Below are 17,313 nucleotides of genomic sequence, written 5' to 3'. Positions count from 1 at the left end.
ACTGAAGTGATTTCATGAAAAGTATTATTCTACAGAAACTTGATGAACTGAAGCGTATCCATCAAATAAAAATTCTTTTTGCCTGCGAATCTGGCAGCAGGGGTTGGGGCTTCGCCTCAACTGACAGCGACTACGATGTCCGTTTTATTTACGTTCACTTTCAAGATTTCTATTTAGGTATTGATGAGCAACGTGATGTCATTGAATTGCCCATCAATGATCTTTTGGATATCAATGGATGGGAACTTCGTAAAGCGCTTCGCCTTTTCAGAAAATCGAATGGACCACTTTACGAGTGGCTTCAATCCCCAATCATATATAGGGCTGATGATATATTTCTGTCATCGATCAGACTATTGTTTCCGGAGTACTTTTCTCCGAGAGCTTTGATGCATCATTATTTGAGTATGACGAAAACTGTTTTTGACACCGAACTCAGTGGCGCAGAGATTCGTCTTAAGAAATATTTTTACGCACTTCGTCCAATTTTGGCCTGCCGGTGGATTGCCGATAAAAAGGAGGTTCCTCCTATGGAATTTGGCACACTTCGAAAATATCTGGACGGAGACCTTACGAGTATAGTTGATGATCTTTTAAAACAAAAAGAGCAAGTAGACGAAAAATTTACAATTAAACCCATTGAGGAGCTTCACCAGTTTATCCGTGATCAGATTGCTTATTGCGAAAATCTTGTCCCTGACAAAGTGCCTCCTATAGGTAAATCCGATTCATTAAATAGACTCTTTAGAAATTATATACAATGACTCTTCAGCAATTACATAACGAACCATCGTCTCTTCTGTTGAAGTGTATCAGTGGCAGCCAGGCTTACGGACTAGCCTTACCGCATTCTGATACAGATATAAAGGGAGTCTTCATTTTGCCGATAAAAGAATTTTACGGGCTTCAATACACCGATCAGATCAACAACGAAACGAACGATGAAGTCTATCTTGAATTAAAAAAATTCATTGATCTGCTAACGAAGAACAACCCGAACATTCTTGAACTATTGAACACTCCACAGGATTGTATTCTCTTGAAACATCCTGCAATGGAGTATATTAATGCTGATATATTTCTATCGCGACTTTGCAATCAGAGCTTTGCGGGGTATGCTTATGCACAGATAAAAAAAGCACGTGGCTTAAACAAAAAGATACTCAACCCCATAGACAAACAGCGTAAATCTATACTAGACTTCTGCTATGTCATTCAAGGTCAGCGATCCATATCATTACAACAATGGCTTACACATAATCACTATTTGCAAGAAGATTGCGGCTTAGTGCGCATCGATCACATGCGCGATTTACATGCTATATATCATGCATCTCAATTCAAAGAATCTATCCTCTTACATGGAATCTATTCAGGTGAAGAAGCGCAGGATGTTTCCTTGAGTTCTTTCCCGAAGGATATAGCACCGGTTGCTGTCATGAGCTTCAATAAAGATGGTTACTCTATATATTGCCGCGAGTATAAGGAGTATTGGGATTGGGTTGAAAAACGAAATGAAGAACGCTATAGCAACACAATTAGCCATGGCAAAAATTATGATTCTAAAAATATGATGCACGTGTTCCGGCTATTGAACATGGCTGAAGAAATTGCACAGTATAAACAAGTAAACGTAAGACGGCAGGAACGTGATTGGTTACTACGTGTACGTGCAGGAGAATTTCTGTATGAAGATTTATTGAAGCAAGCTGAAGAAAAAATAGCACTGGTTGATAGCCTGTTTAAAACATCTGACTTACCCGATGCACCTGATCAAAAAATTGCAGAGGATCTCCTCGTCAAGATACGGGAAGTGTGTTATCGGTAATCGCCACGGGTTGGTTCTCCATCAACTTCTCAATAGCCGTAGGTGCCATTAAGCTCTCGTTTCGAATTTTCTCCTGGAGTTTTAAAAAACCTCCAATGAGAGCTTCGGGTCTCGGTGGGCAACCCGGTACATATACATCTACAGGAACGATGCGATCAACACCTTTTACTACATGATAACCATGCTGCCAGTATGGGCCTCCACAATTTGAACACGAGCCCATCGAGATCACATAGCGAGGCTCAGCCATTTGTTCATATAGTCGTTTGATACGATCGGCCATCTTGAATGTTACCGTTCCGGCAACGATCATTACATCAGCCTGCCGCGGTGATGACCGTGGCGCCATACCAAAGCGATCCATATCATATACAGTTGTGCCCGTGCTCATGAATTCAATAGCACAGCATGCTATACCAAACGTCATGGGAAACATGGAAGACAACCGCGCCCAGTTGAGCAGATCATCCAACCGTGTTACAATCACACCACCTTGTTCAAATCGCTGATCCAGTAATCCCTTCATCTTCAAAAATTATAGAGACGTTTGATTGTCGTTGTGTCTCGATTTATACTTTGTATTGATGGCATCGTATAATTCCTTTGGAACTACCGATTTTACTTCAGTAGGACGCGGATCAGGCTTTACCCAATCCAGGTGGCCATTTACCCAGGCATACGCCAATCCAAGTGCCAGTACGAAAATAAAGATTACCATCTCTATCAATGAAAACCATCCCCACGCACCGTTAGTTTCCGCGATCAGTTTCTCGTTGGCAAAAATTGTTGCCCATGGAAAAAGAAAAACGATCTCCACTTCGAACAACAAGAATATCAGTGCTACAATATAAAAACGGATGTTGAACTGCGTCCATGCAGCCGTAATAGGTTCTTCCCCACTCTCATAGGTTGCGAGCTTCTCAGGATTCGGGCGATTCGGACGAACCACTCTGGACAAAAGAAATGTGCCCAGTATAAATACAATACCGCCTATAATGAACAATAGTACTTCTCCGAAAGCTGAAAGATATTGTTGGTCCATAATTTATGAAACCAAATATATAACAAGAAGTTAATTCTTTCTGCTTTTGTTGAATAGAGTGATCAGGAGAATGCATCAGCAGTTCTCCTGATAGTTCTTCATTAATATCTGACGTTACTATTTCCAGGCAGCGATGATCACACCCATCACTGTAAGTGCTACAATGCTGTATCCGGCATTAATCAAAAACAGTGTGAATGATTTTCTTTCGAAGAGGTAATGTGTGCCCACAAAGGTTGCAACCCAGCCAAAGCCTGCCAGAAAACCCCACAAGGCGCCCATCTCAGGTTTATCTTCGGGTCCCATAAACATGGCAAGGTTAACCGCTGCAATCAATCCAAGTAAAAATGCCAGTCCAAAAATCTTTACCATGTTTGCATTCTTCATGCTCTCTTCTGTAAATCCGTTTTCACGCATCCATGCTTTACCAAAGACTGCAGGTGAATACCAGATGCCTCCGATTACAAAGGTTGAAACGGCTGCTGCGAGAATAGCCCAGTAATTAATGTCCATATTCTAATTATTTAGGTAGGTGGTTAGTTATATAAAGAAATATAGGGTGATGCGTTATAATAGATATATTACAATTACAGTCTTCCTTGATTCAATGTACTGCATTAATCGTTTTGTTTTATACTTACCCTTCAGAACATTGAACTACGCTCTGAAATTGTGAACTTTATACACGCAAAACCGAAATGAATTACTGAAGCGGCACTTCCATGACCTCAACCGGAAAAGATATACATCCTGATGAATCCGAATTACCGGAGGTGGAGTTGAACGATAAAACGATTCGGCTCATTGGCATCCCTTTCTTCGGAATTGTGATCCCTAACGTTACGGGAATCTTCGGAGATCTCACTTACCGTGATGGTAAATACTGGGCAGGCTATATCTTTTTCATTTTACTTGCTGCGATAATCTGGCAGGGAAATCGTTACCTGATGTTTCGGACACGCAAGCGGTTTACGTGGTTCGACAAGCCCATTGAAAAGCTCATACTGCTTTTCATGAATAACATTTTCTATACCACACCGCTTACCATTGCGTGGATTTGTATGTGGTATCGGTGGGCTGGTTTTGATTTTATACATTGGGATACCATCCTCATAGTTGCCCTTGTAAATGTTATCTGTGTATTGTTCGTGATACATGTATATGAAACGGTGTTCATGGTAAAGGAGCAACAAAGCGAACAGGTAAAAAACGCCGAGTTATCGCGCGCTAAAGCGGAAGCCGAGTTGGAAGCCTTGAAGAATCAAATCGATCCGCACTTCATGTTCAACTCGCTGAACAGCCTTTCGTATCTGATCAGTACAGATACATCGAAAGCAATATTATTCACGGAGAACCTGGCGGATGTATACCGGTATATATTAGCACAAAAAGAAAGAACACTGGTTCTCCTCGAAGATGAATTCAATTTTATGGAGAAATACGCAGCACTTTTAAAACTTCGTTTTGGACAAGCATTGGACATCCAAAAAAGCTTTAATGGCACAACGACTAAAGAATATCTTATCCCTCCTATATCAGCATTCGTAGCACTCGAGAATGCGGTAAAACACAATGAAATCTCTGAACGCGATCCTCTGCTGGTTTCACTTTCCATTACGAATGGTATATTAACGATCAGCAATAAGATTCAACCCAAGCGCAGCATTCAACATTCATCAAAAATTGGTCTTAAGAATCTGGATGAACGCTTCAAGATTATTACCGGGAAAGGTATATATACCAGGAATGAAAATGGAAAATTCAATGTCGCGCTCCCACTTATACCTTTATCAAACTAAATTTAGTACTGCAAGCATTTACCACCATGAACGTTATTATTATTGAAGATGAACTCCTCGCCAAGGCAAAACTGGAAGCCATGTTGATTTCATTGGATAAATCTATATCTATACTGGCGAAACTTAGCAGTGTAAAAGACTCCATTCAGTGGCTATCACAAAACCCCTCACCCGATCTTGCTTTTGTTGACATTCAGCTTTCCGATGATCACTCTTTCGAAATCTTCAGACGATATCCTGTAAAGTTTCCGGTAATTTTTACTACTGCGTATGATAAATATCTGCTGGAAAGTTTCGAATTCAATTCTATTGATTATTTACTGAAGCCTATTACTGAAGAAAAGTTAAAACGTTCGCTGGAGAAAATAGCAACGCTACGTACACACTTTCTCCATGAAAATATTTTGAAACTCATTCAACCTATACCTGCTCCCACTCGAAACAGAATTATAGCAAAGAAAGGAACTGAGTTTGTGGCATTGGATATCGGTGAAGTCGCGTACTTCTATACCGAGCATAAAATTGTATTTGCAAAAGACTTCAGCGGACGTCAATTGATCCTCGATAAAAACCTGGCAGAGTTGGAAGCTGATGTTGATCCTAAAAGCTTTTTCAGGCTCAATCGTAAATATATAGCCAATCTTAAATCGATCGAACGGTTTAAACCGGATAACGGGAAGATCAGAGTTTTTCTAAATCCCGAAATGAAGGAAGAAGTATATGTGAGCAAGGAGACTGCGCCTGAATTCAGACTTTGGATTGAAGGACGCTAGAAGAAAACGTTATTGTTAGTTGTTACATTCCGTTACGAATATCAAAGCCCACACGAAGTGATTTCAATATATACTTTGCAGCATCCACAATCAGCAACGCAAAAGCACACTACGAATAACGACTATATTAACTAACGCGTAGTTTCAACTTCTTACCGAGCTCTTCAACAGAAGCTTTGAAGTTTGGATCTGTTTTCATCATGTCTTCTACAGATTCCAGTGCGTGAATCACTGTACTGTGATCACGGCCTCCAAAATTTTCTCCGATCAACGCCAGGGTAAGTTGTGTATAGCGCTTGCAGAAATACATGGCTACCTGCCGGGGAATTACGATCTCGCGTTTTTTTACTTTGCCTTTCATGGCATCGAGATCGACTTTAAAATATTCTGAAACAGTCTTCTGAATAAAATCAACGCTAACGTCAGACTGAATTTCTTTAATTATATTCTTGAGAACTTCTTTTGCCAGCTCGAGGTCTATTTCTTTTTTCAACAACGTAGCGTGGAAGATCAGCGAGTTCAACACACCTTCCATATCGCGAAGGTTGGTATCAACACTATACGCTAGGTATTCAGACACTTCGGTTGGAATCTGAATGCCATCCGCCAGCATTTTACGATTGATGATGGCCAGCTTCGTTTCAAAATCAGGTTCCTGTAAATCTGCTGTCAATCCCCACTTGAAGCGTGACAGTAATCTTTCCTGGAAACCTTTCATATCACGTGGCGGACAATCACTGGTCATGATGATCTGCTTGCCCGACTGGTGTAATTGATTAAAGATATGGAAGAACATCTCCTGCGTCTTTTCACGACCGGCAAGAAACTGCACATCATCCAATATCAATAAGTCAACCTGGAGATAAAAGTTTTGAAACTCTTGTACTTTATGATTTTGCAGTGCGTTCAGGAACTGCGTTGTAAAATCATTCTGATCGATATACAACACTACCTTGCTGGGCATGTTGTTCTTGATATCATTACCAATAGCCTGCACGAGGTGAGTTTTACCAACACCCACACCTCCGTAAAGCATCAAAGGGTTAAACGAAGTAACGCCTGGCTTTTTAGCAACCGCCAAACCTGCAGAGCGCGCAAGGCGATTACAATCTCCTTCTACAAAGTTATCGAAGGTATAGGTTGTGTTTAACCGGGAGTTAACCGTTTGAGGGTTAAGTGCTTTATAGGTAAATGGAGAATAATCGTCAGAACCAAAAGCATTTCCATTAACAGCGCTTCTTCTGTTACCGGCTCCGTTTACCGGATAACTTACCGATACAGGTGGTGTTTGCTTATCACCGCTATCAACAACAACGGAATACTCCAGCCGTCCCGTTGGACCGAGTACCGTGTGAATTGCTTTTTTGAGCACGGGAACATAATTATCTTCCAGCCACTCGTAAAAAAACTGAGAAGGCACCTGAATAGTGAGCACATCGCCATCCACACGAAGAGGGGCGATTGGTTTGAACCACGTATTGAAGTTCTCTTCGCCTACATTCTCGCGAATTACTTCAAGACAATCGTTCCATACTGTACCACTTGTGACTTCCATTTAAGCTCTGAATTTGTTAGGATTTTCAGTTTCCTTTTAGAGAAAGGGAGACAAAGATGTAAAAAAAGAGCTTAAGAAAACAAGTCGCGTTCTCCTTGATTTTTCAGAAAAAAATGTGCTTCCAAAAATATTAAAATTAAAACGCAAGAGGTTGGTAAAAACTTAAGTAAAATTGGGTTGAATTGCTTTAAATATGGCTGAAAAAAAATTCCGTGATTTATTACAGGAAATTTTTCCTCAAACTAAAAATGAAGATTGGCAACGGGCAGCTTCACTCGAGAATGAAGGGAAAGACGTTAGCGCACTATCCTGGACAAATGCTAATGGTTTGATATTCAAGCCATATTATGATTCCAGCAATACACCCTCCACTGCTTTCAGTCTTTCTCCATCGTGTACCTTGTTTGCCGGGCCACGTTACTGGTTAAATTCTCCCAGCATCCGTGTAACCAATGTAGCGACAGCCAATACGTCGGCATTACAATATTTATCGCAGGGCGCAGATGGCGTTGTATTTGATCTCTCCGATCATTCAACTATTGATTTCAATGCGCTTTTACAAGGAATAGATTGGCCGTACTGTTCGGTTTCATATATACTGAACAGTGAGCAACTTGTTACACACCTTTCAGAGTATATATCGAAAAGAGGTTTCCTAACGGATTCACTGACCGGAAATATATTCTTGAAGAATCAACCAACAAACTATAAAGCTGTCTCAGCTTTATTTTCTTCTCAGAAAAAAATTCGCCCATTCGGAGTAATTCTTTCCACCGAGACGCCTGTTGAGGAAATCACGCGTGCTCTTCTGGAAGGTGTAAAAATTCTTGATACGCTAAAAGGTGAAGGTATACATAACTCCACTGCTGTCCATCAAATTGCTTTCTCTATACCTATAGGTAAAAATTTTCTACAGGAGATAGCCAAGCTAAAAACGCTTCGTTTCTTGTGGCATCGCGTCATACAAATATTATCTATTCGCGATTTCAGTGCTTCCGACCTGCACATTCACGCACGCTCCGAAGTATTTACCGAGGAACGTTTTCAGCCGCACGGCAACATGTTGAAAGGAACATCTGTTGCGATGAGTGCTGTGCTTGGAGGCTGTGACTCGCTTACAATTCATGCCGAAGATGAAAACAATTCCATGATGAGCAGGATCAGTCGCAACGTATCCACTATACTGCGCGAAGAATCGCACCTCGATAAAGTAAGTGATGCATTTGCCGGTGCCTATATATTGGAAGATATGGTACACGCTTTCGCGGAAGCAGCCTGGAAGAATTTTACTACACACAGTAAACATATACCCGATCAATCGCCCTTTGGAAAAGAACCCGAACCAACCAAGCGAACCAATGAAGGATGGATCAGTCCTGAAAAAATAGAAGTAAAACCATCCTATACTAAAGTTGATACAGAACACCTTACACATATAGGGTATACCGCCGGTATACCTCCTTACCTGCGCGGACCGTATGCTTCGATGTATACTATCAAACCGTGGACAATCCGTCAGTATGCAGGCTTCTCTACAGCAACGGAGTCGAACGCTTTTTACCGCAGAAATTTAGCAGCAGGTCAACGCGGTCTCTCGGTAGCTTTTGATCTTGCAACACATCGTGGTTATGATTCTGACCACGCCCGTGTAACAGGCGATGTTGGTAAAGCAGGAGTTGCTATCGATTCGGTATTGGACATGAAGATCTTATTCGACCAGATTCCGCTTGATAAAATGTCCGTATCGATGACGATGAATGGTGCCGTGTTACCAATCATGGCATTCTATATTGTTGCCGCAGAAGAACAAGGTGTAAAGCCACAACAGCTCAGTGGTACGATTCAAAATGATATTTTAAAAGAGTTCATGGTGAGGAATACCTATATATACCCTCCCGCACCTTCCATGAAAATTGTCGCGGATATATTTGAATATACTTCCAAGCACATGCCGAAGTTCAATTCCATCAGCATCAGCGGGTATCACATGCACGAAGCCGGGGCTCCTGCACATATAGAATTAGCCTATACCATTGCAGATGGATTAGAGTATATCCGTACCGGTTTAAAAGCAGGTATAGCGATCGATGACTTCGCACCACGTCTCTCCTTCTTCTGGGGAATTGGTATGAACTTCTTTATGGAGATTGCCAAGATGCGTGCCGGCAGATTGCTCTGGTCGTATGTAGTGAAGCAATTCAATCCTAAAAATCCAAAGTCAATGGCATTGCGAACACATTGCCAGACTTCAGGCTGGAGCTTGACAGAGCAAGATCCATATAACAATGTAACGCGTACCTATATAGAAGCATTGGCTGCTATAGTAGGCGGAACGCAGTCATTGCACACCAACTCTCTTGATGAGGCAATTGCATTACCAACAGACTTCTCTGCACGCATTGCACGCAACACACAACTCTTCATTGAAAAAGAAACCGATGTAACAAAAGTAGTAGACCCTGCAGGAGGATCATACTATATAGAGAGCCTGACAGCAGAACTTGCTGAAAAGGCCTGGGAGCTTATTGAAGAAGTTGAAGCGTTAGGTGGCATGACGAAAGCGATCGAGAGTGGTATACCGAAGATGCGCATCGAACAAGCCGCGGCTGCCAAGCAAGCGCGCATTGATTCAGGCCGGGATGTAATTGTTGGCGTCAATAAATTCCAGACCGATGAGAAAGCTATACTTGATATTTTAGAAGTAGATAATACAGCGGTGCGCAATGAACAAGTGGCTCGTCTGCAAACATTACGTGCAGAACGTAATGCAGAAGACGTAGAAGCTGCGTTACAAGCGCTGACACGCAGTGCCGAAAGTGGAACCGGAAATTTACTTGAACTTGCTGTAGACGCGGCTCGCAAGCGCGCAACGTTGGGAGAAATATCTTCAGCGTTAGAAAAAGTATTCGGAAGATATAAAGCTACCATCCGGTCTATCTCAGGAGTATATTCAGGAGAAATGAAAAGTCAGAAAGAATTTGAAGAAGCTCGTGCCCTCTCCGATCACTTTGCTGAACTGGACGGAAGACGGCCACGTATACTCGTGGCCAAGATGGGCCAGGATGGTCACGATCGTGGCGCGAAAGTAATTGCAACAAGCTTTGCCGATCTCGGCTTTGATGTTGATATAGGGCCTCTTTTTCAAACACCGGACGAAGTGGCCATGCAAGCCGCAGAAAATGATGTACATATAGTAGGTGCATCCAGCCTTGCCGGTGGACACAAGACACTTGTACCTGAACTTATAGAGGCTCTGAAGAAAATTGGCAGACCTGATATTATGGTTGTTGCAGGAGGAGTGATTCCCCAACAGGACTATGACTATCTATATAAATCCGGGGTGTCATTTATTTTCGGTCCCGGCACTGTAATTACAGAAGCTGCAAAAGAAATCCTCAAAAAGCTTATTGATCAATAATATATAGCAGGTTAGCAAAACATCTTGTTAACCGACTTTTTAGTTAAGAGTCTGTGAATAAAAAAGTCAACCTGTTTACTCTGCTCATATTCGTTACATCTTGTACTGAAAAAGTGACAAAGGATATTTTTGATCCAGACATAACAGATTTTGTATTTTATAAGCTACTAACCGTAGCTACAGTTGTTATTGGAGGAGTACTTTTCGTTGTGTTTAGAACAGGCTTGTTCGTTGTCAGCAAAATTTCCAACCAAAAAACTATAAATGACATCATTAAGAATCCACTAAAGGCAGAGGAATATTCACTATCACTTGATATGCCTTACAACAAAACCCCTAACTTAACTGCAGATGGATTTAACCTCGTATTAAACTATATCCGAAGCTTAACTACGTTGGGCAACTACAGAATAATACACACTTGCTTATTAGACAATAATCGCATTCTAATATTCACTGAACTCGCTTTTATCGACTATGATATAGGCATAACAGGGCAACCTGATGATATCCGTAAAAAAGCATATCACAATTTCCTAATAAGATATCATATCGAACAGAAAGAACTCATGGTATATTCCGATCTTTATTCTAATACAATCGAGAAATTTCAAAAAGAGGAATTCCTTAAAAATTTATTTAATTCCACCTATTAAATTAATGTACAGTAGCAACGTCATTTTATATACCTATATATTGCATCCATTCGCAGTAACCTTATCCGTTGTTAATTACATATTGAATATCACGCAAAGAAGGTAAAATAAAAAGGGTCTCGCTGATCCTTAAAGGGTTTTAACCTGTCATGAACAGCGCGACCTGTAAGCAAAAAGTGCTATTTCTTATCCTTCGTATCTTTTTTATCATCCTTCGTAAAATCGATGGACGTTGAATTCACACAATACCGTTGTCCTGTCAAGGTAGGACCATCGTCAAATAAATGTCCGAGGTGAGAACCACAGCGTGCACATACAATTTCAGTCCTAACCATACCGTGTGAGCGATCCACCACCTTCTTGATTTTTCCACCTTCAATTTCCTTGTCAAAACTTGGCCACCCACACTCCGAATCGAATTTCATATCGGATGTAAAAAGTTCGTTACCGCATGCCGCACACACATACATACCGTTGTCTTTGTGTAGATAGTATTTCCCGGTAAATGGACGATCCGTTCCTTTCTCACGAAGAACAGAATATTGCTCTGGCGTAAGCATGGCTTTCCATTCTTCTTCAGTGCGATTGATCACTTTGTTTGTATCCGCTGACATTTTGGCTTTCTCTTTTTTCTGCTTCTCCGAAGGCTGGCTATTTCCAGTACAGGAATAAAGCTGAAAGGCAACCAGGACGACTAAAATGACTTTATGCATAGTTCAATTTTTCTGTATATATACGCTAAACAGGAATCAAACGGATTTGGTTTAATTCGTTTTGTCCGCTCAGCGACATTCCTTATAACCGTACCGGTACTTTGCTAGTGAGATTCATGTTCGCAGGCTAGTCCTTTGTTTTCAAACTCGATGGTTACATGATGAATGTTTATCTTCTTCAATTCATCTTTTATTTTCGATTTCACCATCTCCAGCGCCTGTGGTTCCATGGGCTGTTTCAGTACAGCGTGGGTTGTAAGTATATTATACTGACCATCCATCGTCCAGATGTGAAGATCGTGTGTACTATCAATCTCCGTGAAGTTTTTAAAAGCGTCCTTTACTTTCTCTTCGGATACAGCATGCGGAACTCCCTGCAGTATAATTTGAAATGCTCCGCGCATGTTCCGGTATACATTTACCAGGATGATAATCGCGATCAAAACAGAGAGTAATGGATCTATAATAGGAGCATCGAAATATTTCATAACAATACTACCGATCAATACCGCTGCCCAGCCCAACACATCTTCGAGAAAATGAAGCGATATAACTTTTTCATTTATGGATTCGCCTTTTTTCAGGCGCAGCATCGCGGCACCATTTACAAGAATACCAAATACAGCAAAGATCATCATGCCGGTGGTGTCGGGTTGCTCGGGAGCAAACAACCTTCCGAAAGCTTCTTTCAGAATCAGTACCGAACCAACGATGAGTATAATGGAATTAATAAAAGCCCCTACAAGCGAAAATCGTTGATAGCCGTAGGTATATATAGCATCACGCTTTTGCTTTGACTTGCGCTCGAAATACCACGCTGTGCCTAGTGAAAGACTATCGCCCAGATCATGCAATGCATCGGAAAGAATGGCCACCGAGTTGGTGTAGAAGCCTCCGATTAATTCAAGTATAGCAAAACCTGTATTCAGCCAAAATGCGACCCGTATATTTCCACCGTGATGATGGTGATGACCGTGCCCGTGATGGTGATTATGATCGTGATCGTGATGATCGTGCATGTTTCTGATCTGTTTAAAAACGCTTCAATTTCTGCACAAAGGGCCTGCAACAGGAGTGCATAAACATTATTTTTTCAATGAAGCGATGCGTTTTTTTCTCCCATACTTATGTGAGCCTGAAAATCCAACTGATTTTAGTAGCTTAGATGTCCAATTGTATAAATGTCTGTAGTTATGAAGAAAACCGGGATCTTAGTGCTGGCGTTGATTTTAGCCATCACATTCAAGCCTGTATTCAGTCAAAATAAAAAATTCGATAAGTCTCTCCAGAAAATCGACTCCTACTTTGCCAGCGGAAGCCTTTCAAAAGCAAACAGTTCCCTGCAAAAGTTAAAAAAATCTGTTACCACGAAAATGGGCCAGCAGAACGCTTATATGCCTGGACTATACTTGCGCGAAGCGCGTATCAGTCTGGCCCTGGGTGTATTAGCGGGATTCGATAACGCACTCACCAACGCACTGACTAGCAGTCAGGCGATGTACGGCGATAACAGCACCAGTTATGCAAATACATTGATTGACGTTGCCGAGATTTATAACGACTACGGCAACTATCGCATCAGTCGTGAGTATCTGGCAAAAGCGAAAGATCTTCTTTCCAAAACAAACCAGATGACCGATGCACTGAACGGAAAAATTGCGCTGGCAGAAGCGGAAGCCATGATCGGACAAGGATTCTGTAACGATGCACTCAGCATCCTGGAAAGTGTTGACAAATATTTTATTTCACGTGCAATTGAAAAAGAGTCTATCTCCGATGGCACATCTATTAAGACGCAACGTGTGCCCATTGAAGAAATTCCACAACGCTACAATGATTACGCACGACTCCTGAACCTGCGCCTGAAAGCCTATACTAAAAAGGGAAGGATCTCTATTATTGGTGGTGATACTGAAACAGCAGACAATGCTTACTCTGCGGTTCGCTCGTGGCTGAAAGGTAAATCAAGATTCCTCGGAGAGACCAGTCTGGCAGAAGTAGAAGCACGCTATATTTTCGCTAAGGCCTTGGAGGAAAATGGTACACGTCACGAAAATGATCTTGATTTCGATAATATACTCAGCGACCTGAAGAAGAAGGTCAACCCTACTAATTCCATTGCGCATGATATATACCTGGATTACCTCGAAGTACTTTTAAAAAGAGATAACCGCGCACGGTATCTGAATACAAAACTGGAATACGAAAAGGTTCTTGATAAATCTTTTCCCAAGACCAGCATTCATCGTGAAAATGAACAGGCGGTTGAGTTCACTTCGAAAATGAGCCGTGACAAAACGAAGAACCTGGAAGCACAGGCCCTGGATGTATTAAAGAAATTACCAAAGAACTATATAACGTCTGCCCGTACAGTTGAATTCCTGTATGACGTATCACTTCGCGAAAAGCGTTATACCGCTGCTGAAAGCTACCTCAACCAGCTAACCGAAATCAAGAAAGAACTATATGGAGAAAATTCTCCGGAGTATCATCTCGCCAAAATATACCTAGCCGATTTTTACCTGGACTATACCAACAAAATTGATGAAGCCGGTAAAATATATAAGGAAAGTTACTTCGGCATCGTAGAGAAACAGATTGGTGAGCAGCACAAGAATTTACTCAACATCCTCAACCACATTGCAACCTGGTATGAACTTACCGATCAGTATGACCTCGCCCTGAAAACATTGAACGATGCCTCTGATAAAGCGATTCTGAAATATAGTAATGAAGATCCCGAGTACGGAAAAGAACTTGATCGCATTGCTGGCCTCGCCTTAAAAATTGGTAAATATGAAAAGGCGGAAGCCGATATCACCAAGGCTTTAAAAATTCTGGAAGAGTATCGCAAAGATGAAACCCGCACGGAAGATTATGTTCATGCTATAGATACACAGGCGAAGCTCTATGGTATAAAAGGGATGTTTGATGAAGCCGAGGCAAACCTCGATCGCTCCAGCCGACTTATCGCCAAAGCCAAAGGTGAAGTGGCGAGTGAATTGTCAACAGGCGAAGAACTTACAGCCCTCTTCATTCAACTCGGTGGTTTCTTTGAGGCTGATAATCTTCTTAAAATACAAATTCCGGAATACGAAAAACTATACGGCAAAAATTCATTGCGCCTCATTGAGCCGCTGGTGAACAAGGGAAGAATCCTTCTGGCGAAAGGAGACTATACCGAAGCCGAACGAACGGCTCAACGCGCCAACCAGATCGCAGTAAAGACGTATGGTGAGATGTCTACTAAAACCGCTCCTACTCAAAAATTACTCAGCGATATATACTATACGCTTGGTGATTATGATAAAGCACAGGATAATGTTGTGAAAGCCATCAACAGCCAGGAGAAACAGTTTGGCCGTAACCACATTGAAGTAGCAAAATCAATTTCACAGCTTGCGTTGATCAAATTTTACAAAGGCGATAATCGTAAAGAAGTGGAGAAACTGATGATCGAGTCGCGTGACATCATGGCGAGTAAGCTTGGCAAGGAAAACCCACAATACGCCGAAATTCTTAAAAATGTAGCAGTGCTCTATATCTCCGAGAAAAAGTTTGATATAGCCTTCAACTCCCTTACGGTAGCCGAAAATATCTGGCGAATGAAGACGGGAAAGAAGAACAACATCAACACCGCCAGCATCTATACCCTTACGGGTGATGTATACTATCAACAAAAGAACTATAAAAAGGCGGAAGAGTTCTATACCAAATCGAAAGATCTGTACGAACAGTTTTTCAGTTCCTCGCATCCGGAATATGTAAAAGTACTTTCGAAGCTCAGCAAGGTATACTATATGCAGAAGGATTATAAGCGTTCCAAGAAGCTTATCGAAGAAGCGTTAACGGACTATGAACTATTCATCAAGGATTTCTTCCCCGCTTTGAGTGAACGTGAAAAAGCCAAGTACTGGAACACGATCAAAGGCGATTTTGAATTCTACAACACACTTGCTTTCAGCAATCTTGAGGACTTCAGAGATTTGTCGGGGAAAGTATATAACTACCAGCTTCTCACCAAAGCGTTACTATTGAGTTCATCTATCAAAATCCGTGAACGGATTTTAAACAGTACCGATGAGCAATTGAAATCACAGTATAGCACGTGGCTTCAAAAGAAAGAACAACTTACACTCGCGTTATCGTTAAGTCCTGCGCAATTACTGGAAAATCAAATTGATCCATCTGCTTTACAGCAGGAAGTTGAGCGCCTTGAAAAAGATCTGAGTCAGAAGTCGGAACTATTCGGACAATCATTCGATAACAAGCGCATTTCATTCGAGGATGTGAAAAAAGTTTTGAAGCCGAACGATGTTGCTATCGAGATGGTACGTTATCGGTATTTCAATCATACGCTTACCGATTCTGTGATCTATGCAGCGCTATACATCAAGAAAGATTTTTCGAGACCGAAAGTGATCATGCTGAAGGATGGAAAGAAAATGGAGACTCGTTTCTTCAAATTCTACCGCAACGCCATCACCGGGAAAATACCGGACACATATTCATACAATGTATTCTGGGAACCTATCGTTAAAGAAATCGGGCAAGTGGCTACTGTATATCTTTCAGCAGACGGTGTTTACAACCAAATCAACCTGGAATCTATACCTACACCGGATGGAAGGTATATCATAGACAACTCGAACATTGTGTTGGTAAGCAACACAAAAGATCTATACCTGCGCAATATAAAAACACGCGCGTCTACATCTGAGAATACAGCGACTATGTTTGGTAACCCAACGTTTTACATGACGGCATCTTCGGATCAGAATATAGCTCCGCTGCCGGGTACAGAGAAGGAAGTAACGCAAGTACAATTCATGTTAAAACAAAAAGGCTGGCTCACGGCAGAGTATGTGGAAAAACTTGCTTCGGAAGAGAAGATTAAAGAGATGAGCAGTCCGAAGATTTTTCACATTGCCACACATGGTTTTTACCGCCCTACGATTCAAGCTTCCGCGGAACAACAAATAGAAGGTAACGAAGCGATGATGGCGCAGAATCCATTGATGCGTACTGGACTTTTATTAAAGGGCGCAGGCGACCTGATGGACAAGACAAGCTATAACTTTAACATGGAGAATGGTATACTTACTGCTTATGAAGCGATGAGCTTAAACCTGGACAAGACTGACCTTGTTGTGTTGAGCGCTTGTGAGACAGGACTTGGTGATCTGGAAGCGGGCGAAGGTGTTTATGGTTTACAACGTGCGTTCCTGGTAGCAGGTGCCAAAGTTTTAATTATGAGTATGTTTAAAGTTGATGATGAAGCTACACAGCAGCTCATGCTAAAATTTTATCAGAAGTGGCTTAATTCCGGAAACTTGCGCCAGAGTTTTATTGACGCTAAAAAAGAACTTCGCACCGATTATCCCGAACCGATCTATTGGGGAGCGTTTATGATGATCGGCTTGGATTGACCTATATATAATATCGCGAAACACTATAAAAAGAGCCCTGTGTATCTCATTTACAGGGCTCTTTCATTTTCTATAAACTCACAGATTACGACAGCTAATA

At 41.5% G+C, this 17,313-nt stretch carries 13 protein-coding genes and 1 pseudogene; 8 read left to right on the top strand and 6 right to left on the bottom strand.

Annotated features, from left to right (window positions below):
* Nucleotides 1-14: 14 nt before the first annotated feature.
* Both B5Y40_RS05060 and B5Y40_RS05055 read left to right on the top strand, forming a co-directional pair.
* The gene (locus B5Y40_RS05060) at nt 15-764 is read left to right on the top strand and encodes a nucleotidyltransferase domain-containing protein (RefSeq protein WP_079685602.1); all 750 of its coding nucleotides are present in this window, start codon (nt 15-17) and stop codon (nt 762-764) included.
* Nucleotides 761-1,828 (top strand): DNA polymerase beta superfamily protein, encoded by a 1,068-nt coding sequence (locus B5Y40_RS05055; RefSeq protein WP_079685601.1) that lies wholly within the window; start codon nt 761-763, stop codon nt 1,826-1,828. Before B5Y40_RS05060 ends, B5Y40_RS05055 begins: the two co-directional genes overlap by 4 nt.
* Here the strand turns inward: B5Y40_RS05055 and B5Y40_RS05050 are convergent.
* From B5Y40_RS05050 to B5Y40_RS05040, 3 genes are all read right to left on the bottom strand, one after another.
* Complete coding sequence (locus B5Y40_RS05050) at nt 1,800-2,354, bottom strand: NADH-quinone oxidoreductase subunit B (RefSeq protein WP_079685600.1); 555 nt, start codon at nt 2,352-2,354, stop codon at nt 1,800-1,802. The genes B5Y40_RS05055 and B5Y40_RS05050 overlap by 29 nt on opposite strands.
* A gap of 9 nt (nt 2,355-2,363) precedes the next feature.
* Nucleotides 2,364-2,870, bottom strand: coding sequence for an NADH-quinone oxidoreductase subunit A (locus tag B5Y40_RS05045; RefSeq protein WP_079685599.1), 507 nt, complete (start codon nt 2,868-2,870; stop codon nt 2,364-2,366).
* Nucleotides 2,871-2,987: 117 nt separating this feature from the next.
* Nucleotides 2,988-3,383, bottom strand: a complete 396-nt coding sequence (locus B5Y40_RS05040; RefSeq protein ID WP_079685598.1) for a DUF1761 domain-containing protein — start codon at nt 3,381-3,383, stop codon at nt 2,988-2,990.
* A gap of 209 nt (nt 3,384-3,592) precedes the next feature.
* Here B5Y40_RS05040 and B5Y40_RS05035 point away from each other — a divergent pair, with 209 nt between their 5' ends.
* Complete coding sequence (locus tag B5Y40_RS05035) at nt 3,593-4,669, top strand: sensor histidine kinase (protein WP_079685597.1); 1,077 nt, start codon at nt 3,593-3,595, stop codon at nt 4,667-4,669.
* Between the two features lie 26 nt (nt 4,670-4,695).
* Nucleotides 4,696-5,442, top strand: a complete 747-nt coding sequence (locus B5Y40_RS05030) for a LytR/AlgR family response regulator transcription factor (RefSeq protein WP_079685596.1) — start codon at nt 4,696-4,698, stop codon at nt 5,440-5,442.
* A 127-nt stretch (nt 5,443-5,569) separates the two neighbouring features.
* Here the strand turns inward: B5Y40_RS05030 and dnaA are convergent, their stop codons facing one another.
* Nucleotides 5,570-6,997 carry a chromosomal replication initiator protein DnaA gene (dnaA, locus tag B5Y40_RS05025; protein WP_079685595.1) on the bottom strand — a complete coding sequence of 476 codons (1,428 nt, stop codon included), beginning with the start codon at nt 6,995-6,997 and terminating at the stop codon, nt 5,570-5,572.
* Nucleotides 6,998-7,190: 193 nt separating this feature from the next.
* On the opposite strand from dnaA, the pseudogene B5Y40_RS30165 reads away from it, so the two are divergent.
* From B5Y40_RS30165 to B5Y40_RS05015, 3 genes and pseudogenes are all read left to right on the top strand, one after another.
* Nucleotides 7,191-8,276: pseudogene (locus B5Y40_RS30165) on the top strand (methylmalonyl-CoA mutase family protein); the annotation flags it as partial.
* 27 nt (nt 8,277-8,303) lie between these two features.
* Nucleotides 8,304-10,415 (top strand): methylmalonyl-CoA mutase, encoded by a 2,112-nt coding sequence (gene scpA, locus B5Y40_RS05020; RefSeq protein WP_262497179.1) that lies wholly within the window; start codon nt 8,304-8,306, stop codon nt 10,413-10,415.
* Between the two features lie 53 nt (nt 10,416-10,468).
* Nucleotides 10,469-11,071 (top strand): hypothetical protein, encoded by a 603-nt coding sequence (locus B5Y40_RS05015; protein ID WP_079685594.1) that lies wholly within the window; start codon nt 10,469-10,471, stop codon nt 11,069-11,071.
* Nucleotides 11,072-11,250: 179 nt separating this feature from the next.
* Here the strand turns inward: B5Y40_RS05015 and msrB are convergent, their stop codons facing one another.
* Both msrB and B5Y40_RS05005 read right to left on the bottom strand, forming a co-directional pair.
* A complete protein-coding gene (gene msrB, locus B5Y40_RS05010) occupies nt 11,251-11,784 on the bottom strand; it encodes a peptide-methionine (R)-S-oxide reductase MsrB (RefSeq protein ID WP_079685593.1) in 534 nt (177 codons plus the stop codon).
* A gap of 104 nt (nt 11,785-11,888) precedes the next feature.
* A complete protein-coding gene (locus B5Y40_RS05005; RefSeq protein ID WP_079685592.1) occupies nt 11,889-12,803 on the bottom strand; it encodes a cation diffusion facilitator family transporter in 915 nt (304 codons plus the stop codon).
* Between the two features lie 174 nt (nt 12,804-12,977).
* Between B5Y40_RS05005 and B5Y40_RS05000 the strand changes: the two genes are divergently transcribed.
* Nucleotides 12,978-17,213, top strand: a complete 4,236-nt coding sequence (locus B5Y40_RS05000; RefSeq protein WP_159453608.1) for a CHAT domain-containing protein — start codon at nt 12,978-12,980, stop codon at nt 17,211-17,213.
* Nucleotides 17,214-17,313: the final 100 nt, after the last annotated feature.

Origin of the sequence: Ohtaekwangia koreensis (assembly GCF_900167975.1) — a bacterium.
Taxonomy (GTDB): Bacteria; Bacteroidota; Bacteroidia; order Cytophagales; family Cyclobacteriaceae; genus Ohtaekwangia; species Ohtaekwangia koreensis.
This window is presented reverse-complemented; position numbering and strand designations above follow the sequence as displayed.

Bases quoted from the DNA above. Each gene is read 5' to 3' on its own strand.
- B5Y40_RS05060 (WP_079685602.1), top strand. From the start codon at position 15: ATGAAAAGTATTATTCTACAGAAACTTGATGAACTGAAGCGTATCCAT.
- B5Y40_RS05055 (WP_079685601.1), top strand. From the start codon at position 761: ATGACTCTTCAGCAATTACATAACGAACCATCGTCTCTTCTGTTGAAG.
- B5Y40_RS05050 (WP_079685600.1), bottom strand. From the start codon at position 2,354: ATGAAGGGATTACTGGATCAGCGATTTGAACAAGGTGGTGTGATTGTA.
- B5Y40_RS05045 (WP_079685599.1), bottom strand. From the start codon at position 2,870: ATGGACCAACAATATCTTTCAGCTTTCGGAGAAGTACTATTGTTCATT.
- B5Y40_RS05040 (WP_079685598.1), bottom strand. From the start codon at position 3,383: ATGGACATTAATTACTGGGCTATTCTCGCAGCAGCCGTTTCAACCTTT.
- B5Y40_RS05035 (WP_079685597.1), top strand. From the start codon at position 3,593: ATGACCTCAACCGGAAAAGATATACATCCTGATGAATCCGAATTACCG.
- B5Y40_RS05030 (WP_079685596.1), top strand. From the start codon at position 4,696: ATGAACGTTATTATTATTGAAGATGAACTCCTCGCCAAGGCAAAACTG.
- dnaA (WP_079685595.1), bottom strand. From the start codon at position 6,997: ATGGAAGTCACAAGTGGTACAGTATGGAACGATTGTCTTGAAGTAATT.
- msrB (WP_079685593.1), bottom strand. From the start codon at position 11,784: ATGCATAAAGTCATTTTAGTCGTCCTGGTTGCCTTTCAGCTTTATTCC.
- B5Y40_RS05005 (WP_079685592.1), bottom strand. From the start codon at position 12,803: ATGCACGATCATCACGATCACGATCATAATCACCATCACGGGCACGGT.
- B5Y40_RS05000 (WP_159453608.1), top strand. From the start codon at position 12,978: ATGAAGAAAACCGGGATCTTAGTGCTGGCGTTGATTTTAGCCATCACA.